Consider the following 14142-nt stretch of genomic DNA (forward strand, 5'->3'; position numbering starts at 1 on the left):
AGAAAGGGAAGTCAGCGAATCCTCGCGCCTGTCTTGTCGAAGAGCAGCGAGCGCTCGGCCTTGATCGAGACGGTGAAACGGTCGCTGCTGGCGCGCTGGCGCCTGGCCTCGCGCTCGATGATCAGCTCCTCGGGCCCGGCATCGGCGTAGACATAGCTGACCGAGCCCAGATGCTCGGCGACGTCGGCCTTCACCGGAATGTCGCAGTCGCCCTCGCCGGCCTCGAAGAAATGCTCCGGCCTGACCCCGAGCACAACCTCCGCGCCGGCCGCCGGCAAGGGGCCGCAGAGCGGCTTGCGCAGCCTGGCGCCGCCATGATTGACGAGCTCGACCGTTGCTGCGCTGTTGGACAAATCGACGACCTGCGCTGCGATGAAATTCATCTTCGGCGAACCGATGAAGCCGGCGACGAAGCGGTTGGCCGGATCGTCGTAAAGGTCGAGCGGTGCGCCGATCTGCTCGACATTGCCGGCCTTGAGCACGACGATGCGGTCGGCCAGCGTCATCGCCTCGGTCTGGTCGTGCGTCACATAGATCATGGTGACGCCAAGCTCCTTGTGCAGGCGCGAGATCTCGACCCGCATTTGAACCCTCAGCTCGGCGTCGAGGTTGCTCAACGGCTCGTCGAACAGGAACACCTGCGGCTCGCGCACGATGGCGCGGCCGATGGCGACACGCTGGCGCTGGCCGCCGGACAATTGCTTCGGCCGGCGCTGCATCAGCTCGTCTATGCACAGGATTTCGGCGGCGCGCTTGACCCGCCGTTGGGTGTCGGCCTTCGGATTGCCGTTCATGCGCAGGCCGAAGCTCAGATTCTGCTCCACCGTCATGTGCGGATAGAGCGCGTAGGACTGGAACACCATGGCGATGCCGCGATCGGCCGGCTCGACATCGTTCACCACCTTGCCGCCGATGGCGATCTCGCCGCCGCTGATGTCCTCCAGCCCGGCGACCATGCGAAGAAGCGTGGACTTGCCGCATCCCGACGGGCCGACGAAGACGACGAACTCGCCGTCGGCAATGTCGATATTGGCGCCATGGACGACCTCGAAGGTGCCGAAACGCTTGACGACATTGGTAAGGGTGACGGCCGCCATCTCGTTCCTATCCTATTTGACCGCGCCGGCGGCGATGCCGGCGATGAAATGACGCTGCAGCAGCACAAAGACGATCAGCATCGGCACGGTCAGCATCACGGCGCCGGCCATGATGCCGCCCCAGGACACCTTGGTGAGGCCGATCAGCGTGCCGAGCGCCACCGGCGCCGTCATCGCGCCGGGCTGACTGTTGATCAAAAGCGGCCAGAGGTAGTTGTTCCACGAGGCGAGGAAGAGGATGATGGCCAATGCCGCCAGCATCGGCCGCGCCAAAGGCAGCGCCACGAACAGGAAGATGCGCCATTCCTTCACGCCTTCCACCCTCGCCGCATCGAACAGCTCGGCGGGCATCATCGAAAAGGCCTGGCGCATGAAGAGCACGCCGAGCGAATTGAACAGCGGCGGCACGATCAGCGCGATCCAGGTGTTGGCGAGCTGGAAATCGCGCGCCACCATGATGAATTGCGGTATCAGCACCACGGCGTAGGGAAGCGTGATGGTGCCGAAGATGATCGCCACCACCATGCCCTTGCCGAGGAAGTCGTAGCGCGCCAGCGCCCAGCCCGCCATCGAGGTGAGCAGCACCGAGAGAAAGGTGTAGGTCACCGCCACCGAGACGGAGATGCCGATGGCGCCGACGAAATTGGTGTCGCGCTGCAGATTGTTGAAATTGTCGAGGAAGCCATCATGCGGCAGCAGCTCGATGCCGGGACTGAAGATGCCGTTGTCGGGCATGGTGGAGAACACCACCATCATCCACAGCGGGAACAGCCAGATCAGCGCCAGCGGCGTCAGGAAGAGATGCAGCAGGATGCTGCGCCCGAGCCGCCTTTGCGAGCGCGAGGTCATTTCGGCTCCCTCGTCAGCCAGAGCTGCACCAAAGTGATGGCAATGGCGAGGCCCGCCATGGTGTAGGCGATCGCCGAGGCATAGCCGAAATTGAGCGAGCGGAAGCCCTGGCGGTAAAGCAAGAGGCCAAGGGTTTCAGTGCCGCCGCCCGGCCCGCCGCGTTCGGTGATCAGGAAGGGCTCGGTGAAGAGCTGCATGGTGCCGATGATCGACAGCACGGCGCAAAAGACGATGACCGGCTTCAACAGCGGCAAGGTGATGTAGAAGAACTGCCTCAGCTTGCTGACGCGGTCGAGCGTCGCCGCCTCGTAGACGTCGTCGGGAATGGACTGCAGACCGGCGAGGATGATGATGGCGTTGTAGCCGGCCCAGCGCCAGGTCACCGCGATCATGATCAGGGCCATGGCCGGCGTGACGTTGGAGAACCAGTCGATCTTCTCCAGGCCGACGCTGTTCAAGAGCTTGTTGACGATGCCGAAATCGAGGCTGAACATCAGCCGGAAAACCGCCGAATAAGCCACCTCGCCGACCACGACCGGGGCGAAGAAGGCGAAGCGGTAGAGGCCGCGCGCCTTGAGCAGCGGCGAATTCAGAAGCACCGCCATCACGACCGCCAGCGAGATCATCACCGGCACCTGGATGACGAGGATCAGCAGCGTGTTCTTCAGCGCGTTGAAGAAGGCGGGGTCGCCGATCAGGCGGCCCCAGTTGAAGGTCGGGGCGAAGCGCCACGGCACGGTGCGGGTCGCCTGGAAGGAGATCAGGAAGGAGCTGATGATCGGCCAGATCCAGAAGATGGCGAAGATCAGGAGATAAGGCGTGAGGAAGCGATATGCGGTGGCGTTGCGGTAGCGCATCGTGTTCCTCCTCCTTTCCTGCTGTCAGGTTTGGCTTAAGTGCCGCTGTTTCATCGGCAGCTTCAATCGTTGATGTAGGCGCCGCCCCTCATTGCCCTGCCGGGCATTTCTCCCCGTATAGTGACGGGGAGAAAGGGCTGGCCGCGGCCTTGGCGCCTGTCTTGCAACGCTAGCGATTGGCGAAATCATTGGCGAGAGCGCCCTCTCCCCGTCACTATACGGGGAGAGGATGCCGGCAGGCAGGTGAGGGGCGGCGCCGACGGTCCGGCGATCTGCTCTCAAACTGCCACCTGCATCCATTCCCGCCTTCTCACTTGACCGGCAGGCCGGTCGCCGAGGCGATCTGGCTGGCGGCGTCGTCGAGGGCCGCCTTGGCATCGGGATAGCCGCCGGCCAGGTACTTGGTCTGCACGGCGCGCACGATGATCTCGGCATCGCTCTGGAACTGCGTGCCGCGGCTCGGCACGACCTTCGGCAGCGTGGCGAGGATATCCTTCCAGACCGCCTGGCCCCCCCAATAGGGCTGCCCCTGCGCAACGTAAGGATCGTCGAGCGCGGAAATCAGTGACGGCACCAGGCCAAAATCCTTCAGCATGGTGATCTGGCCTTCGTTGGTCTCCAGCGTGTATTTCAGGTAGGCGTAGGCCGCCTCCTTGTTCTTGCTGGCCGCGGTGATGGCCAAAGAGGAGCCGCCGAGATTGGCGGCGCGCGGGCCGTCGGCGGTCAGGCTCGGCATCAGGTAGACGCCCCATTTGCCGCTTTCCTTCGGCGATTCGGTGCGGATCGTGCCCTCATACCAGCCGCCATAAACCTGGGTGGCGACCGTGCCTGCCGTGTTGTTGGTGATCTTGGTCGACCAGTCGGCCGACGAAACGATGCCGGCGTCCTTCATCTCCTTGACCTTGGTCATGGAGTCGACGCATTTCGGCTGGTTGACGGTGATCGACTGGCCGTCCTCGGCGAAATAGGCGCAGCCCTGCTCGTTGGAGATCATGCGGAAGAATTCGGTATCGCCGTTGAAGTCGGCGTTGGTCATTGTGACGCCCGGGTTGGCGGCCTGGATCTTCTTGCCGGCGACGATGAAATCATCCCAGGTCTTGATCGATGCGGGGTCGACGCCGGCCTTCTCGTAGAAGTCGCGGCGGTAGAAGACGGCGACCGGGCCGGAATCCCAGGGCATGGCATAGGCCTTGTCGCCGACTTCGAGCTCGGTGCGCTTGAAGTCGGGGAATTTCTTCTGGTCTTCCGCCGTGTAGCCCAGCGTGTGCAGGTCGACGAAGCAGTCCGGGAACTGGCTCCAGTAGTTCTCGGCCTCGCCGTTCTCGATCGAGACGATGTCGGGCAGGCCGACACCGCCGGCGGCGCAGCCGGCGATCGACTTGTCATAGGTCGGCTGGTTGCCGAGGTCCTGAACGGTGACCTTGATGTCGGGGTACTTCTTATTGAAGCCCTCGATCGTCGATTTCAGCGACGAGGCGGCGATGTTCCAGCTCCAGATCGTGAGTTCGCCGGATTGCGCCAAAACGGGGCTGGACCCCAGAGCAAGCAAAAGCGCGGCGCAAGTCAGTGTGATGCGCATTCAAATCCTCCCATTTCATTTGCTCTCTCACTGTGAGCGTGGCTAGATTATGCAGGGCGGAAGGCTTGTCCCCGACAAAGGGAAAAGAAAATTGGCGGAAAGTAAGATGCCGGAGCGTCCGTTCTACCAACCCGGCGCCAGCAGCGTCGAAGGCATGCCGCTGAAGCTGCAAATGTTCCACACGCAGCCGCTGGTTATGCTCAAGCCGCATTGGCACGCCCAGGTGGAAGTGAATTTCATTGTTCGCGGCAGCGTCCATTATTTGATGAACGATCATCAACTCGCGCTTTCGGCCGGCGAGATGTGCCTGTTCTGGGGCGGCCTGCCGCACCAGATGGACGATCTCAGCGATGATGCGATCTATGCCGGCGCGCACCTGCCGCTGGTGCATTTCTTCCGGCTGCATCTGCCGGCCGACATCCGCCACCGGCTGATGACCGGCGCCACGCTGGTGACGGATGCCACCGACCAGTCGGACAACGACAATTTCAAACGCTGGAACGAGTATGCGCGCTCGGGCGATGCGGCCAAGGCCGAACACGCCGTCAACGAGCTGCTCCTGCGGCTCGAGCGGGTGCGCTTCGAGCCGTACCGGCTGGTGCCGGGAGGCGCGGCCGGGCAGGGCGCAGGCAACGCCTTCGACCAGCAGTCCTCGCGCAATGTCGGGCGCATGTGCGATTTCATTGCCGAGAATTTTCTCTACGACATCGACTGCATGAACATCGCGGCGGCGGCCGACATCCATCCGAAATACGCCATGAGCCTATTCAAGAAATCGACCGGCATGACACTCAACGAATATGTCAACCTGCTGCGGCTGAGCTACGCCCAGGCGCTGTTGATGCATGAGGGCGCCAATGTGCTGAAGGTCGCCATGGACTCGGGCTTCGGCTCGCTCAGCGCCTTCAATAAGTCGTTCCGCAAGCTTGCCGGCATGTCGCCCTCCAATTTCCGCAGGGCGGGCGTGCGCTGAAACCTACCCGTCAAGCGGCGGGCTCCCTCACGGCGGGCAAGTCGACGATGACGGCGAGCCCTGGATTGTTGTCCTCAAGCGTGATTGACGCGCCATGCAGATCGGCGACCGCCTTGACGAGGCTCAAGCCGAGGCCGCTGCCCGGCGTCGTGCGGCTGGAATCCAGCCGGTAAAGCCGCTGGAAGACCTTTTCGCGCTCCCAGGCGGGAATGCCGGGCCCATTGTCGCGGACATGGATGAGGACGCGCTCGCCCTGCCCCGTCGCCGACAGCTCGATCGCCGTGCCCGGCGGACAATGCCTGAGTGCGTTCTCGACCAGGTTGGCGAGCATCTGCATCAGCAGGTCGCGGTCGCCGTGGATGTACCATTTCGTGTCCGGAACGAGTTCTGTCGATAAGGACTTCCCGTCGTCCTCGGCGACGTCGGCATAGACCTCGCCGATGGTGTCGACGACGCTGCCGACGTCCAGATCGATGAAGCGCGCCTTGCGCGCACCGGCCTCGATCTGGGCGATGCGCAGCAGCGCATCGAAGGTGTCGTTGATCTGCCGGCTTTCGCTGCGCGCGTCGGACAATTCGGCTGATACGTTCTCGCCGGAAGCGGTCTTGTCGGCGGCCTGCTCCAGGATCATCTGCAGGCGGTTGAGCGGCGTCTTCAGGTCGTGCGCGATGTTGGCGCTCACCTCCCGCATGCCGTCGACCAGGCCCGACAGGCGGTCGAGGGCTGCGTTCACCTGCGTGGAAACGGCGTCGATGTCGTCGTCATTGCCGGTCAGCGGGATGCGCGCGTCGAGTCGTCCGTGCGAGACGTCGACCATGGTGGCGGCAATGCCGTCGAGCCGCCGCTGGACGCGCGAGGCGAGCAGGGCGCCGCCGGCAATGGCGAGCCCGGTGATGAACAGCGTGCCCCAGCCGAAGCTCATCAGCACGATGGTCTTCAGCTCGTCCGTCTCGGCCAGCGAGAAGGCGACCGTCAGATTGTTGCCGCCGACCTCGCCGGTATAGGCGCGGTACATCGTGTCGGGCGGCACACCCGGCAATCTGGCGGCGAACATCGAGAAACCGTCGGGCAGGCCGGACGCGATGAAGTTTCCCGCCAGGCGGTTGCCGGCCGGGTCGGCCAGCGAGAAAAGCTGGTCCTTGTCGGGGCTGAGGTCGGCGTTGTTGTCGACCGAGGCGACAAGAGCTTCCTTGTCGTTCGCGACATAGGTCAGGGCGACGACCGAATAGGTCTCCTTGATGGACTTATCGAGCCGTCTCGCCAGATCGGCGCTCATCAACTGATAGACGATCGCGCCGGACAGGATGAAGGCGAGCACGAACAAGAAGGCAAAGGTCAGCGCCAGCCGGAACGGCGTGCTGCGCAGCAGGCTGGGGCGTGCCTCTTTCATTGCACTACGCAGGCATCGGCCAGAACAGCCACAGCAAGGCCAGGGCCGCCACCATCCAGACGGCAATCATGAAAATCAGCCCTGCCCTGCTGACCGGCTTGGTGCTGCGCGTGGCGGTGTCGCGGAGTTCCCGCATCAGCCCGGCCGGAACCAGCTTTACCGCAAGCAGGATGCCGAGCGGAACGATCACAAGATCGTCCAGATAGCCGATGATCGGAATGAAATCCGGAATGAGGTCGACGGGGCTCAGCGCATAGGCTGCAACCGCGCCGGCCACGACCTTCGCGTACCAGGGAACGCGTGGATCGCGGGCGGCAAGCCAGAGCGCCACGACGTCGCGCTTCATGCGAAGCGCCCATTGCCTTGGGGAGTCCAGCATCGACATGTCGCTTATATACGGAGAGCCGGCGGGAGGCGCGAGATGCGATCTGGCATGGATCGTCAACCCTGCGCGTGCAGGCTGTAGCCGGTGTTGCGCACGGTATGGATGAGCGGCACGTCGAACGGCCTGTCGACCTTGGCCCTGAGCCGGCTGATATGGGTCTCGACGACGCTGGTCTTGGGATCGAAATGGAAGTCCCAGACGCGCTCCAGAAGCATGGTGCGGGTAATCACCCGGCCCTCGCCGCGCATCAGCACCTCGAGCAGGCTGAACTCCCGGGGCTGCAGGTCGATGGTCCGGCCCCGCCTGGTCACGCGCCGCATGATCAGATCCATTTCGAGGTCGGCAACGCGAAGGCTGGTCTTCTGCTCCTGCGCCGCCGGCCTTCGGCCGAGCGCGTTGATGCGGGCAAGCAGCTCCGAAAAGGCGAAGGGCTTGACGAGATAGTCGTCGCCGCCGGCCTCCAGCCCTTCCACCCGGTCGTCGACCCCGCCGATCGAGGTCAGGAATATGGCCGGCGTCTTGATGCCCGCCGCTCGCACCGCCTTGATCATGGACAGGCCGTCGAGACCGGGAACCATACGGTCGGCCACGATGACGTCATAGGCATTGCGGGTTGCCGCGGCGAGCGCTTCGTGGCCATTGCGCAAGAGATCGCAGGCGTGCCCGGCCTCGCTCAGCCCCCTGACGATGTAGTCGGCAGTCCTTGGGTCATCCTCAACCAGCAGCAGTCGCATCTTGGCCTATCGTCCGGTGTCGAGTTCAAGCGGCACGGTAGCATCGGCGAGCACCCATTCCCACAAGCCGAACTTACGCGGGCCTGTCCGGGTCCTTACAAATTCGTAAGAATGATCGAAAATACTGGGAAGTCCTCGCCCCCGGGCGCGAGAAAGGCTAGGCCAGCGCAACGTCCTGGCCGGAGTGGCTGAAACCGAATGGCCTATACATCGCTCAAGTCGGCGTCAAAAGCCTTCGACCAGCACAAGCGCCTGATCGTCCTCCAGGTCGCCGCCGTGACGGCCATCGTCCTGCTGTTGTTCTCCAAGCCGTTCCTCGGTGAGGGCTCGAGCGGACACGAGCTGATGGAGACGACCGGCTTCGGCCTCGTGCTCGTCTGCTTTCTCGGCCGGCTATGGAGCATCCTTTATGTCGGCGGCAAGAAGAACGCCGAACTGGTCGTCTCCGGTCCGTTCTCGATGACCCGCAACCCGCTCTACTTCTTCTCGACCATCGGAGCGGTCGGCATCGGGCTGATGTTCGGATCGGTGCTGGCCGCCGCGATGCTTGGTCTTGCAAGCTTCCTCGTCTTCCGGTTCACCGCCGGCCGGGAGGCCGAGTTCCTGTCCGGCAAGTTCGGCGCCGCCTACACGGCCTATGCCGAGCGGACGCCGCGTTTCTGGCCGAATCCGATGCTCTACCGCGACGAGGACCAATGGGTCTTTTCCACCAGCGCGCTGAAAAGCACGTTCCGGGACGGTCTATATTTTCTGGTCTTCTTTCCGCTTATCGAGGCGGTCGAGCATTTTCGCATGAGCGGCATGCTGCCGACCTTGTTCACAATCTACTGATTGCGATTGGGCATTTCGCTGCCCGATCTAAAAAGCCCGGCGATTGCACCCCAAAAGAAGTCAGGGGCAAAGCTGGCGAAGCATATACCTCTTTATGACTTGGGCTGTTGGGCTGCGTGATGGACGTTCGCACATCGAAACACAATACGCGCGGACGGTTGTCGGTGTTTGAACTCGACGCGTTGCGAGAAGCGTTCAAACGATCGGTTCGCGAGAACAACGTCACGGAAATCCAGTGGGCCGACCACGCCGAGCTTTTCGTCAAAAGCGCGATCGGCAAGGAAAGTCGCGTCCTCCGAGCCTAAAGGGCGTCGCGTCGAGTTCCGCCCGCGCCACCCATCAGGTCGGCTTAGCCGTTGCCTCCGCCGCGCGCGCCGCGCCTCGTGCTTTCCAAAAGGATCGCCAGGCAGCCGATCAGGATCAGGACAGCGCCGAGGAGCGGCGGCAGCGCCAGAAGCTTCACGGCGCCAGCGACCAAAGCGATCAGAAGCAGCGCCAGAAGCGCAAGGCTGCCGTCGTCGACGAACATGCCGACGAGCTCCTTCAGGACAAGGCGGACGATTTTCATCGGGCAATTCCCTTAGAGCGGTCCACCATTTCACGGCAACGGCAAACCGCGCTGTTTCTTCTTTGACCGCAATTCCGGACGGAAAACCGGGTTCATACTTTTCCTGGAATTGCTTTTGCGGCCGCGGCGTGGACGTTGCGCAGCCAGCGCACCATGGCAAAGGATGCCGCGGCGATGACGACGAAGATGGCAAGGAGAGCAAAATCCTCGCCCGGCCATTCGGAGCCGAGGCCTTCGCCTGTCCAGAACACGCCGAAGCTGGTCAGCATCAGGCCGACGACGAATTTGAGCGCGTTTTCCGGCACGCGCGCCAGCGGCCGGTGCACGGCGAGGCCGATCAGCATCACCAGCACGAATGCGGCCAGCGCTCCGAGACTGGCATAGAGCGTCTGGCCATGCGCGGTGCCGACCGCAATGACGATGAACACCACCTCGACCCCTTCGAGCAGCACCGCCTTGAAGGCCGCCACGCCGGCCAGATAGCCGGCGCGACGGTCGTTGGCCTGGCGGGTCAGCGCGTCGGTTTCCCTGGAAAAGGCTGCGTCTTCGTCGCGGAGCGCGATGATGCCGGCGCTGCGCAGGATCGCCTTGCGCAGCCAGCGCATGCCGAACAGGATAAGAAGCACGCCGACCGCGAATTGCAGGAGCGTGATCGGGATCAGCTGCAGCAGCGGTCGGAAAGCCAGCACCAGCGCCGCCAGCACGGCGAGCGCCGAGACGGCGCCTGTCAGCGCCTGGCGCCAGCCGCGCGTCACGCCGACGGCCAGCACGATGGTGAAGGCTTCGACCACCTCGACAAAGGACGCCAGGAAGGAAGCGGCCACGGTGGAGAGAACGGGCGTCAGTTCATGCATGAATGGGCACCGAGGTCCGTGTTTCGCCGCCTTTTGGGAAGGCGGGGCCGGTCCAGCCTTGTTCAACAGGCGATGACGCACAAAGTATGGCGGATGGATGAATCGGCCGTCGCCGGCTGCACATTCTCGACCGCGGCGGCCAACTTGCGCCCGTGCGCATGCCGGTGGCATAAGGCCATGCTCATCAGAGGAAGCGGCTTCAGATGACGTTATCGGTGAGACACCTCCCCCTGCGCACGCCGATCGACGGCCGGCACCGGCAGATGATGATCGACGGTGAATGGCGCGATTCGGCGAGCGGCCGGACGTTCGAGACGCGCAACCCCGCCACCGGCGCGGTGCTGGGCACCGTGCCGCTTGCGGATTCCAGGGACATCGATCTGGCGGTGGCCGCCGCACGGCGCGCCTTCGAGGGACCGTGGAGCCGCTTCAAGCCCTATGAGCGCCAGCTGCTGCTGTTGAAGATCGCCGATGTGATGGAACGGCATTGGGAAGAGCTGGCGCTTTCCGACACCACCGACATGGGCATGCCGATCACCCGCACCTTGGCCAACAGGAACCGCGTGCTCGGCATGCTGCGCTTCTATGCCGGCATGGCGACGTCGATCCACGGCCAGACGATGGGCAATTCGCTGCCCGGCGAGATCGTCTCCTATACGCGCAAGGAACCGGTCGGCGTGGTCGGCGCGATCATTCCGTGGAATGCGCCCACCGCCGCCTCGATCTGGAAGATCGGCCCGGCCTTGGCCACCGGCTGCACCATCGTGCTGAAACCGTCGGAAGAGGCACCGCTGACGCCGCTCCTGATCGCCGACCTGATGCAGGAAGCCGGCGTGCCGCCGGGCGTCGTCAATGTCGTGACCGGCACGGGCGCGGAGGCCGGTGCGCCGCTCGCGGCGCATATGGATGTCGACAAGGTGGTCTTCACCGGCTCGACCGCCACCGGCCAGGCAATCCTGCGCGCCTCGGCCGCCAACATGAAGCGCGTGTCGCTGGAGCTTGGCGGCAAGTCGCCGGTGATCGTTCTCGCCGATGCCGACATCGAGCGCGCCGTGCCGGTGGCAGCCATGTCGGTCTTCGCCAATTCCGGCCAGGTCTGCATCGCCGGCTCCCGGCTCTTCGTCGAGCGGCCGATCTATGACGAATTCGTCGAACGCGTCGCGGCCTTCGCGGCAAAGCTGCGGATCGGCGACGGCGCCGACCCCGAGACCGAGATCGGACCGCTGATCTCGCCAAGACAGCTCGAGCGCGTCACAGGCTTCATAGAGGACGGCGCGCGCGAGGGCGCGCGTCTGGTGACGGGCGGCACGCGGATCACCGAAGGCGCCTTGGCCGCCGGGAACTTCCTCACGCCCGGCGTGTTTTCCGGCGTCACCGACGCCATGCGCATCGCGCGCGAGGAAATCTTCGGGCCGATCATCTCGGCGCTGCCCTTCGACACGCTCGACGAGGCGGTGCGGCGCGGCAACGACACGCCCTACGGTCTCGGCGCCGGCGTGTTCACCAAGGATGTCGGCAAGGCGCACCAGCTCGCCAACCGGCTGCGCGCCGGCTCGGTCTGGGTCAACACCTATCACGCGATCGACCCGGCCGTGCCCTTCGGCGGCTACAAGATGAGCGGTTACGGACGCGAGGGCGGCGCCGAGCATCTCGACGAATATCTCAACACCAAGGGCGTCTGGATCAGGATCGATTGACGGTCTGTATCCGGTCGCGTTTCGTTGAATAGCGGGACGGCTTCAACTATTTGCGTTGCGCAATTCCGAAGCGGAAGGCCGTCGTACGTTTTTCCTGGTATTGCGCTGGAGCAACACAAGAATACGAGCGGCTCAGCGGGCCGCTCTGACGCGGAACGGAGCGCATGAAGAAGATCGGGTTTCTGTCGTTCGGGCACTGGTCACCCTCCCCGCAATCGGGCACACGCACGGGCGCCGACGCGCTCTTGCAATCGATCGACCTTGCGGTCGCGGCCGAGGAGCTCGGCGCCGACGGCGCCTATTTCCGCGTCCACCATTTCGCCCGCCAGCTCGCCTCGCCGTTTCCGCTGCTTGCCGCGGCCGGCGCGAAGACCAAGCGCATCGAGCTCGGCACCGCGGTCATCGACATGCGCTACGAGAACCCGCTCTACATGGCCGAAGATGCCGGTGCGGCCGACCTCATCGCCGGCGGCCGGCTGCAGCTCGGCATCAGCCGCGGCTCGCCCGAGCAGGTGATCGATGGCTGGCGCTATTTCGGCTACGTGCCGGAAGAGGGCAGGACGGATGCCGACATGGCGCGCCGCCACGCCGAGATCTTCCTCGATCTGTTGCGCGGCGAAGGCTTTGCCCAGCCAAATCCGCGGCCGATGTTTCCCAATCCGCCTGGCCTGCTGAGGCTCGAACCATTCTCGGCGGGCTTGCGCGAGCGCATCTGGTGGGGTGCGGCCACCGACGCCACTGCCGTGTGGGCGGCCAAGCTTGGCATGAACCTGCAGAGCTCGACGTTGAAGTTCGACGAAAGCGGTGAGCCGCTGCATGTCCAGCAGGCCAAGCAGATCAGGGCTTACCGCGCCGCCTGGAAGGAAGCGGGCCACGCGAGGGAGCCGCGCGTGTCGGTCAGCCGCAGCATTTTTGCTCTCGTCAACGACATGGACCGCGCTTATTTCGGCGGCAGCGAGGGCGAGGATCATTTCGGCTATATCGAGCCGGAAAAGCGCGCCGTGTTCGGCCGCACCTACGCCGCCGAACCGGACAAGCTGGTGGAGCAGCTCAGGCAAGACGAGGCGATCGCCGAGGCCGACACGCTGCTGCTCACCGTGCCCAACCAGCTCGGCGTCGACTACAACGCCCATGTCATCGAGGCGATCCTGAAGCACGTCGCGCCGGCCATGGGGTGGCGGTGAGCAAGGCGCGCGACCTGGAGCTTCGGGCCGGCCACGCTCTGCTATTGCCCGACGGCGCAGCGAGCCTCCTTACCATCGATATTGACACCTGATAAAATGTCGCCCTACTTTGCGTAATCGGTTACGTAACCGATTACGGAGGATCAAAAGTGGAGGAAAGCATGAGCAAGGTTTCAAACACGCACCGCCTCGACCTGGGCTCGTTGTCGCGTCGTCGGTTCCTCAAGACCAGCGCGCTGGCGGCCGGCGCGCTTGCGCTGCCGTTCGGCCCGGCCTTTGCAGCCGACAAGCCGAAGGTCGGCCTGGTCATGAAGTCTTTAGCCAACGAGTTCTTCAAGCAGATGCAGGCCGGTGCAGAGGACTATGCGGCCAAGAACAAGGACAAGTTCGATTTCGCGGCCGTCGGCATGAAGGACGAGCGCGATTTCGCCGCCCAGGTCGACGCGATCGAGAACTTCATCACCCAGAACTACAACATCATCGTGGTGGCGCCGGCCGATTCGAAGGCGATGGTCACGCCGATCGCCAAGGCGCTGAAGGCCGGCATCAAGGTCATCAACATCGACGTCGCGCTCGACGAGGAGGCCAAGAAGAAGGCCGGCGTCGACCTCGCCTTCTTCGGGCCGGACAACCGCGCCGGCGCCAAGCTCGCCGGCGATGCGCTCGGCAAGGCGCTGGGCAAGGGCGGCAAGGTCGTGATTCTGGAAGGCAATCCGGAAGCCGACAACGCCAAGCAGCGCAAGCTCGGCTTCGACGATTCGGTGAAGGAGTACGGCCTCGACCTGCTCGATTCAAAGACCGCGCATTGGGAGACCGAGGAAGCCAACACGCTGATGACCAACTTCCTGACCCAACACCCCGACATCCAGAGCGTGATGGCGGCCAACGATTCTATGGCGCTCGGCGTGGTCAAGGCGATCGACGCGGCCGGCAAGTCGGGTCAGATCAAGGTGGTCGGCTTCGACAATATCCCGGCCGTCGGACCGTTGCTGAAGGAAGGCAAAATGCTCGCCACGGTCGAGCAGTATGGCGCGCAAATGGCGGCCATGGGCATCGACTACGGCCTGCGCGAACTTGCCGGCGAGAAGTTCTCGGGCTGGGTCAAGACCGACGTCAAGCTGATCACCGCTTGAGGCGAGCAGAG

The 14142-nt window shown here is 63.9% G+C and carries 15 protein-coding genes; 6 read left to right on the plus strand and 9 right to left on the minus strand.

Going from position 1 to position 14142, the window contains the following annotated elements; translation table 11 throughout:
• Positions 1-11: 11 nt before the first annotated feature.
• From ugpC to CK220_RS00280, 4 genes are all read right to left on the minus strand, one after another.
• Positions 12-1097 (minus strand): sn-glycerol-3-phosphate ABC transporter ATP-binding protein UgpC, encoded by a 1086-nt coding sequence (ugpC, locus tag CK220_RS00265; protein ID WP_095809664.1) that lies wholly within the window; start codon positions 1095-1097, stop codon positions 12-14.
• Between the two features lie 12 nt (positions 1098-1109).
• Positions 1110-1946, minus strand: coding sequence for a carbohydrate ABC transporter permease (locus tag CK220_RS00270; protein ID WP_095809665.1), 837 nt, complete (start codon positions 1944-1946; stop codon positions 1110-1112).
• Entirely contained in the window at positions 1943-2803 is an 861-nt protein-coding gene (locus CK220_RS00275; RefSeq protein ID WP_095809666.1) for a sugar ABC transporter permease, read from the minus strand. Before CK220_RS00275 ends, CK220_RS00270 begins: the two co-directional genes overlap by 4 nt.
• 310 nt (positions 2804-3113) lie before the next feature.
• On the minus strand, positions 3114-4382 hold the full coding sequence (locus tag CK220_RS00280) for an ABC transporter substrate-binding protein (protein ID WP_095809667.1): 1269 nt from the start codon (positions 4380-4382) through the stop codon (positions 3114-3116).
• Between the two features lie 106 nt (positions 4383-4488).
• On the opposite strand from CK220_RS00280, the gene CK220_RS00285 reads away from it, so the two are divergent.
• A complete protein-coding gene (locus CK220_RS00285; RefSeq protein ID WP_095809668.1) occupies positions 4489-5355 on the plus strand; it encodes a helix-turn-helix domain-containing protein in 867 nt (288 codons plus the stop codon).
• A gap of 10 nt (positions 5356-5365) precedes the next feature.
• Here the strand turns inward: CK220_RS00285 and CK220_RS00290 are convergent, their stop codons facing one another.
• From CK220_RS00290 to CK220_RS00300, 3 genes are read right to left on the minus strand one after another with little or no spacing between them, the layout of a single operon-like run.
• Entirely contained in the window at positions 5366-6745 is a 1380-nt protein-coding gene (locus CK220_RS00290) for a HAMP domain-containing sensor histidine kinase (RefSeq protein WP_095809669.1), read from the minus strand.
• 4 nt (positions 6746-6749) lie between these two features.
• Entirely contained in the window at positions 6750-7130 is a 381-nt protein-coding gene (locus tag CK220_RS00295; protein ID WP_095809670.1) for a YkvA family protein, read from the minus strand.
• A gap of 56 nt (positions 7131-7186) precedes the next feature.
• On the minus strand, positions 7187-7864 hold the full coding sequence (locus CK220_RS00300; protein ID WP_095809671.1) for a winged helix-turn-helix domain-containing protein: 678 nt from the start codon (positions 7862-7864) through the stop codon (positions 7187-7189).
• A gap of 198 nt (positions 7865-8062) precedes the next feature.
• Here CK220_RS00300 and CK220_RS00305 point away from each other — a divergent pair, with 198 nt between their 5' ends.
• Together CK220_RS00305 and CK220_RS31750 are read left to right on the plus strand one after the other, a co-directional pair.
• Complete coding sequence (locus CK220_RS00305) at positions 8063-8695, plus strand: isoprenylcysteine carboxylmethyltransferase family protein (protein WP_095809672.1); 633 nt, start codon at positions 8063-8065, stop codon at positions 8693-8695.
• A 164-nt stretch (positions 8696-8859) separates the two neighbouring features.
• On the plus strand, positions 8860-9000 hold the full coding sequence (locus CK220_RS31750) for a hypothetical protein (protein ID WP_176478952.1): 141 nt from the start codon (positions 8860-8862) through the stop codon (positions 8998-9000).
• A gap of 44 nt (positions 9001-9044) precedes the next feature.
• Here CK220_RS31750 and CK220_RS00315 read toward each other — a convergent pair whose 3' ends face one another.
• Together CK220_RS00315 and CK220_RS00320 are read right to left on the minus strand one after the other, a co-directional pair.
• Positions 9045-9263: a hypothetical protein gene (locus tag CK220_RS00315; protein WP_095809674.1), complete on the minus strand. Its 219-nt coding sequence runs from the start codon at positions 9261-9263 to the stop codon at positions 9045-9047.
• A gap of 92 nt (positions 9264-9355) precedes the next feature.
• Complete coding sequence (locus CK220_RS00320; RefSeq protein ID WP_095809675.1) at positions 9356-10117, minus strand: COG4280 domain-containing protein; 762 nt, start codon at positions 10115-10117, stop codon at positions 9356-9358.
• A 203-nt stretch (positions 10118-10320) separates the two neighbouring features.
• Here CK220_RS00320 and CK220_RS00325 point away from each other — a divergent pair, with 203 nt between their 5' ends.
• From CK220_RS00325 to CK220_RS00335, 3 genes are all read left to right on the plus strand, one after another.
• Positions 10321-11814: an aldehyde dehydrogenase family protein gene (locus tag CK220_RS00325; protein WP_095809676.1), complete on the plus strand. Its 1494-nt coding sequence runs from the start codon at positions 10321-10323 to the stop codon at positions 11812-11814.
• Between the two features lie 164 nt (positions 11815-11978).
• Complete coding sequence (locus CK220_RS00330; RefSeq protein ID WP_095809677.1) at positions 11979-12998, plus strand: LLM class flavin-dependent oxidoreductase; 1020 nt, start codon at positions 11979-11981, stop codon at positions 12996-12998.
• Positions 12999-13159: 161 nt separating this feature from the next.
• Positions 13160-14131 (plus strand): sugar ABC transporter substrate-binding protein, encoded by a 972-nt coding sequence (locus CK220_RS00335; RefSeq protein WP_095809678.1) that lies wholly within the window; start codon positions 13160-13162, stop codon positions 14129-14131.
• Positions 14132-14142: the final 11 nt, after the last annotated feature.

It is taken from the genome of Mesorhizobium sp. WSM3860 (genome assembly GCF_002294995.1).
Lineage (GTDB): Bacteria > Pseudomonadota > Alphaproteobacteria > Rhizobiales > Rhizobiaceae > Mesorhizobium.

Bases quoted from the DNA above. Each gene is read 5' to 3' on its own strand.
- ugpC (WP_095809664.1), bottom strand. From the start codon at position 1,097: ATGGCGGCCGTCACCCTTACCAATGTCGTCAAGCGTTTCGGCACCTTC.
- CK220_RS00330 (WP_095809677.1), top strand. From the start codon at position 11,979: ATGAAGAAGATCGGGTTTCTGTCGTTCGGGCACTGGTCACCCTCCCCG.
- CK220_RS00295 (WP_095809670.1), bottom strand. From the start codon at position 7,130: ATGTCGATGCTGGACTCCCCAAGGCAATGGGCGCTTCGCATGAAGCGC.
- CK220_RS00325 (WP_095809676.1), top strand. From the start codon at position 10,321: ATGACGTTATCGGTGAGACACCTCCCCCTGCGCACGCCGATCGACGGC.
- CK220_RS00315 (WP_095809674.1), bottom strand. From the start codon at position 9,263: ATGAAAATCGTCCGCCTTGTCCTGAAGGAGCTCGTCGGCATGTTCGTC.
- CK220_RS00300 (WP_095809671.1), bottom strand. From the start codon at position 7,864: ATGCGACTGCTGCTGGTTGAGGATGACCCAAGGACTGCCGACTACATC.
- CK220_RS00280 (WP_095809667.1), bottom strand. From the start codon at position 4,382: ATGCGCATCACACTGACTTGCGCCGCGCTTTTGCTTGCTCTGGGGTCC.
- CK220_RS00285 (WP_095809668.1), top strand. From the start codon at position 4,489: ATGCCGGAGCGTCCGTTCTACCAACCCGGCGCCAGCAGCGTCGAAGGC.
- CK220_RS00290 (WP_095809669.1), bottom strand. From the start codon at position 6,745: ATGAAAGAGGCACGCCCCAGCCTGCTGCGCAGCACGCCGTTCCGGCTG.
- CK220_RS00305 (WP_095809672.1), top strand. From the start codon at position 8,063: ATGGCCTATACATCGCTCAAGTCGGCGTCAAAAGCCTTCGACCAGCAC.
- CK220_RS00335 (WP_095809678.1), top strand. From the start codon at position 13,160: ATGAGCAAGGTTTCAAACACGCACCGCCTCGACCTGGGCTCGTTGTCG.
- CK220_RS00275 (WP_095809666.1), bottom strand. From the start codon at position 2,803: ATGCGCTACCGCAACGCCACCGCATATCGCTTCCTCACGCCTTATCTC.
- CK220_RS00320 (WP_095809675.1), bottom strand. From the start codon at position 10,117: ATGCATGAACTGACGCCCGTTCTCTCCACCGTGGCCGCTTCCTTCCTG.
- CK220_RS00270 (WP_095809665.1), bottom strand. From the start codon at position 1,946: ATGACCTCGCGCTCGCAAAGGCGGCTCGGGCGCAGCATCCTGCTGCAT.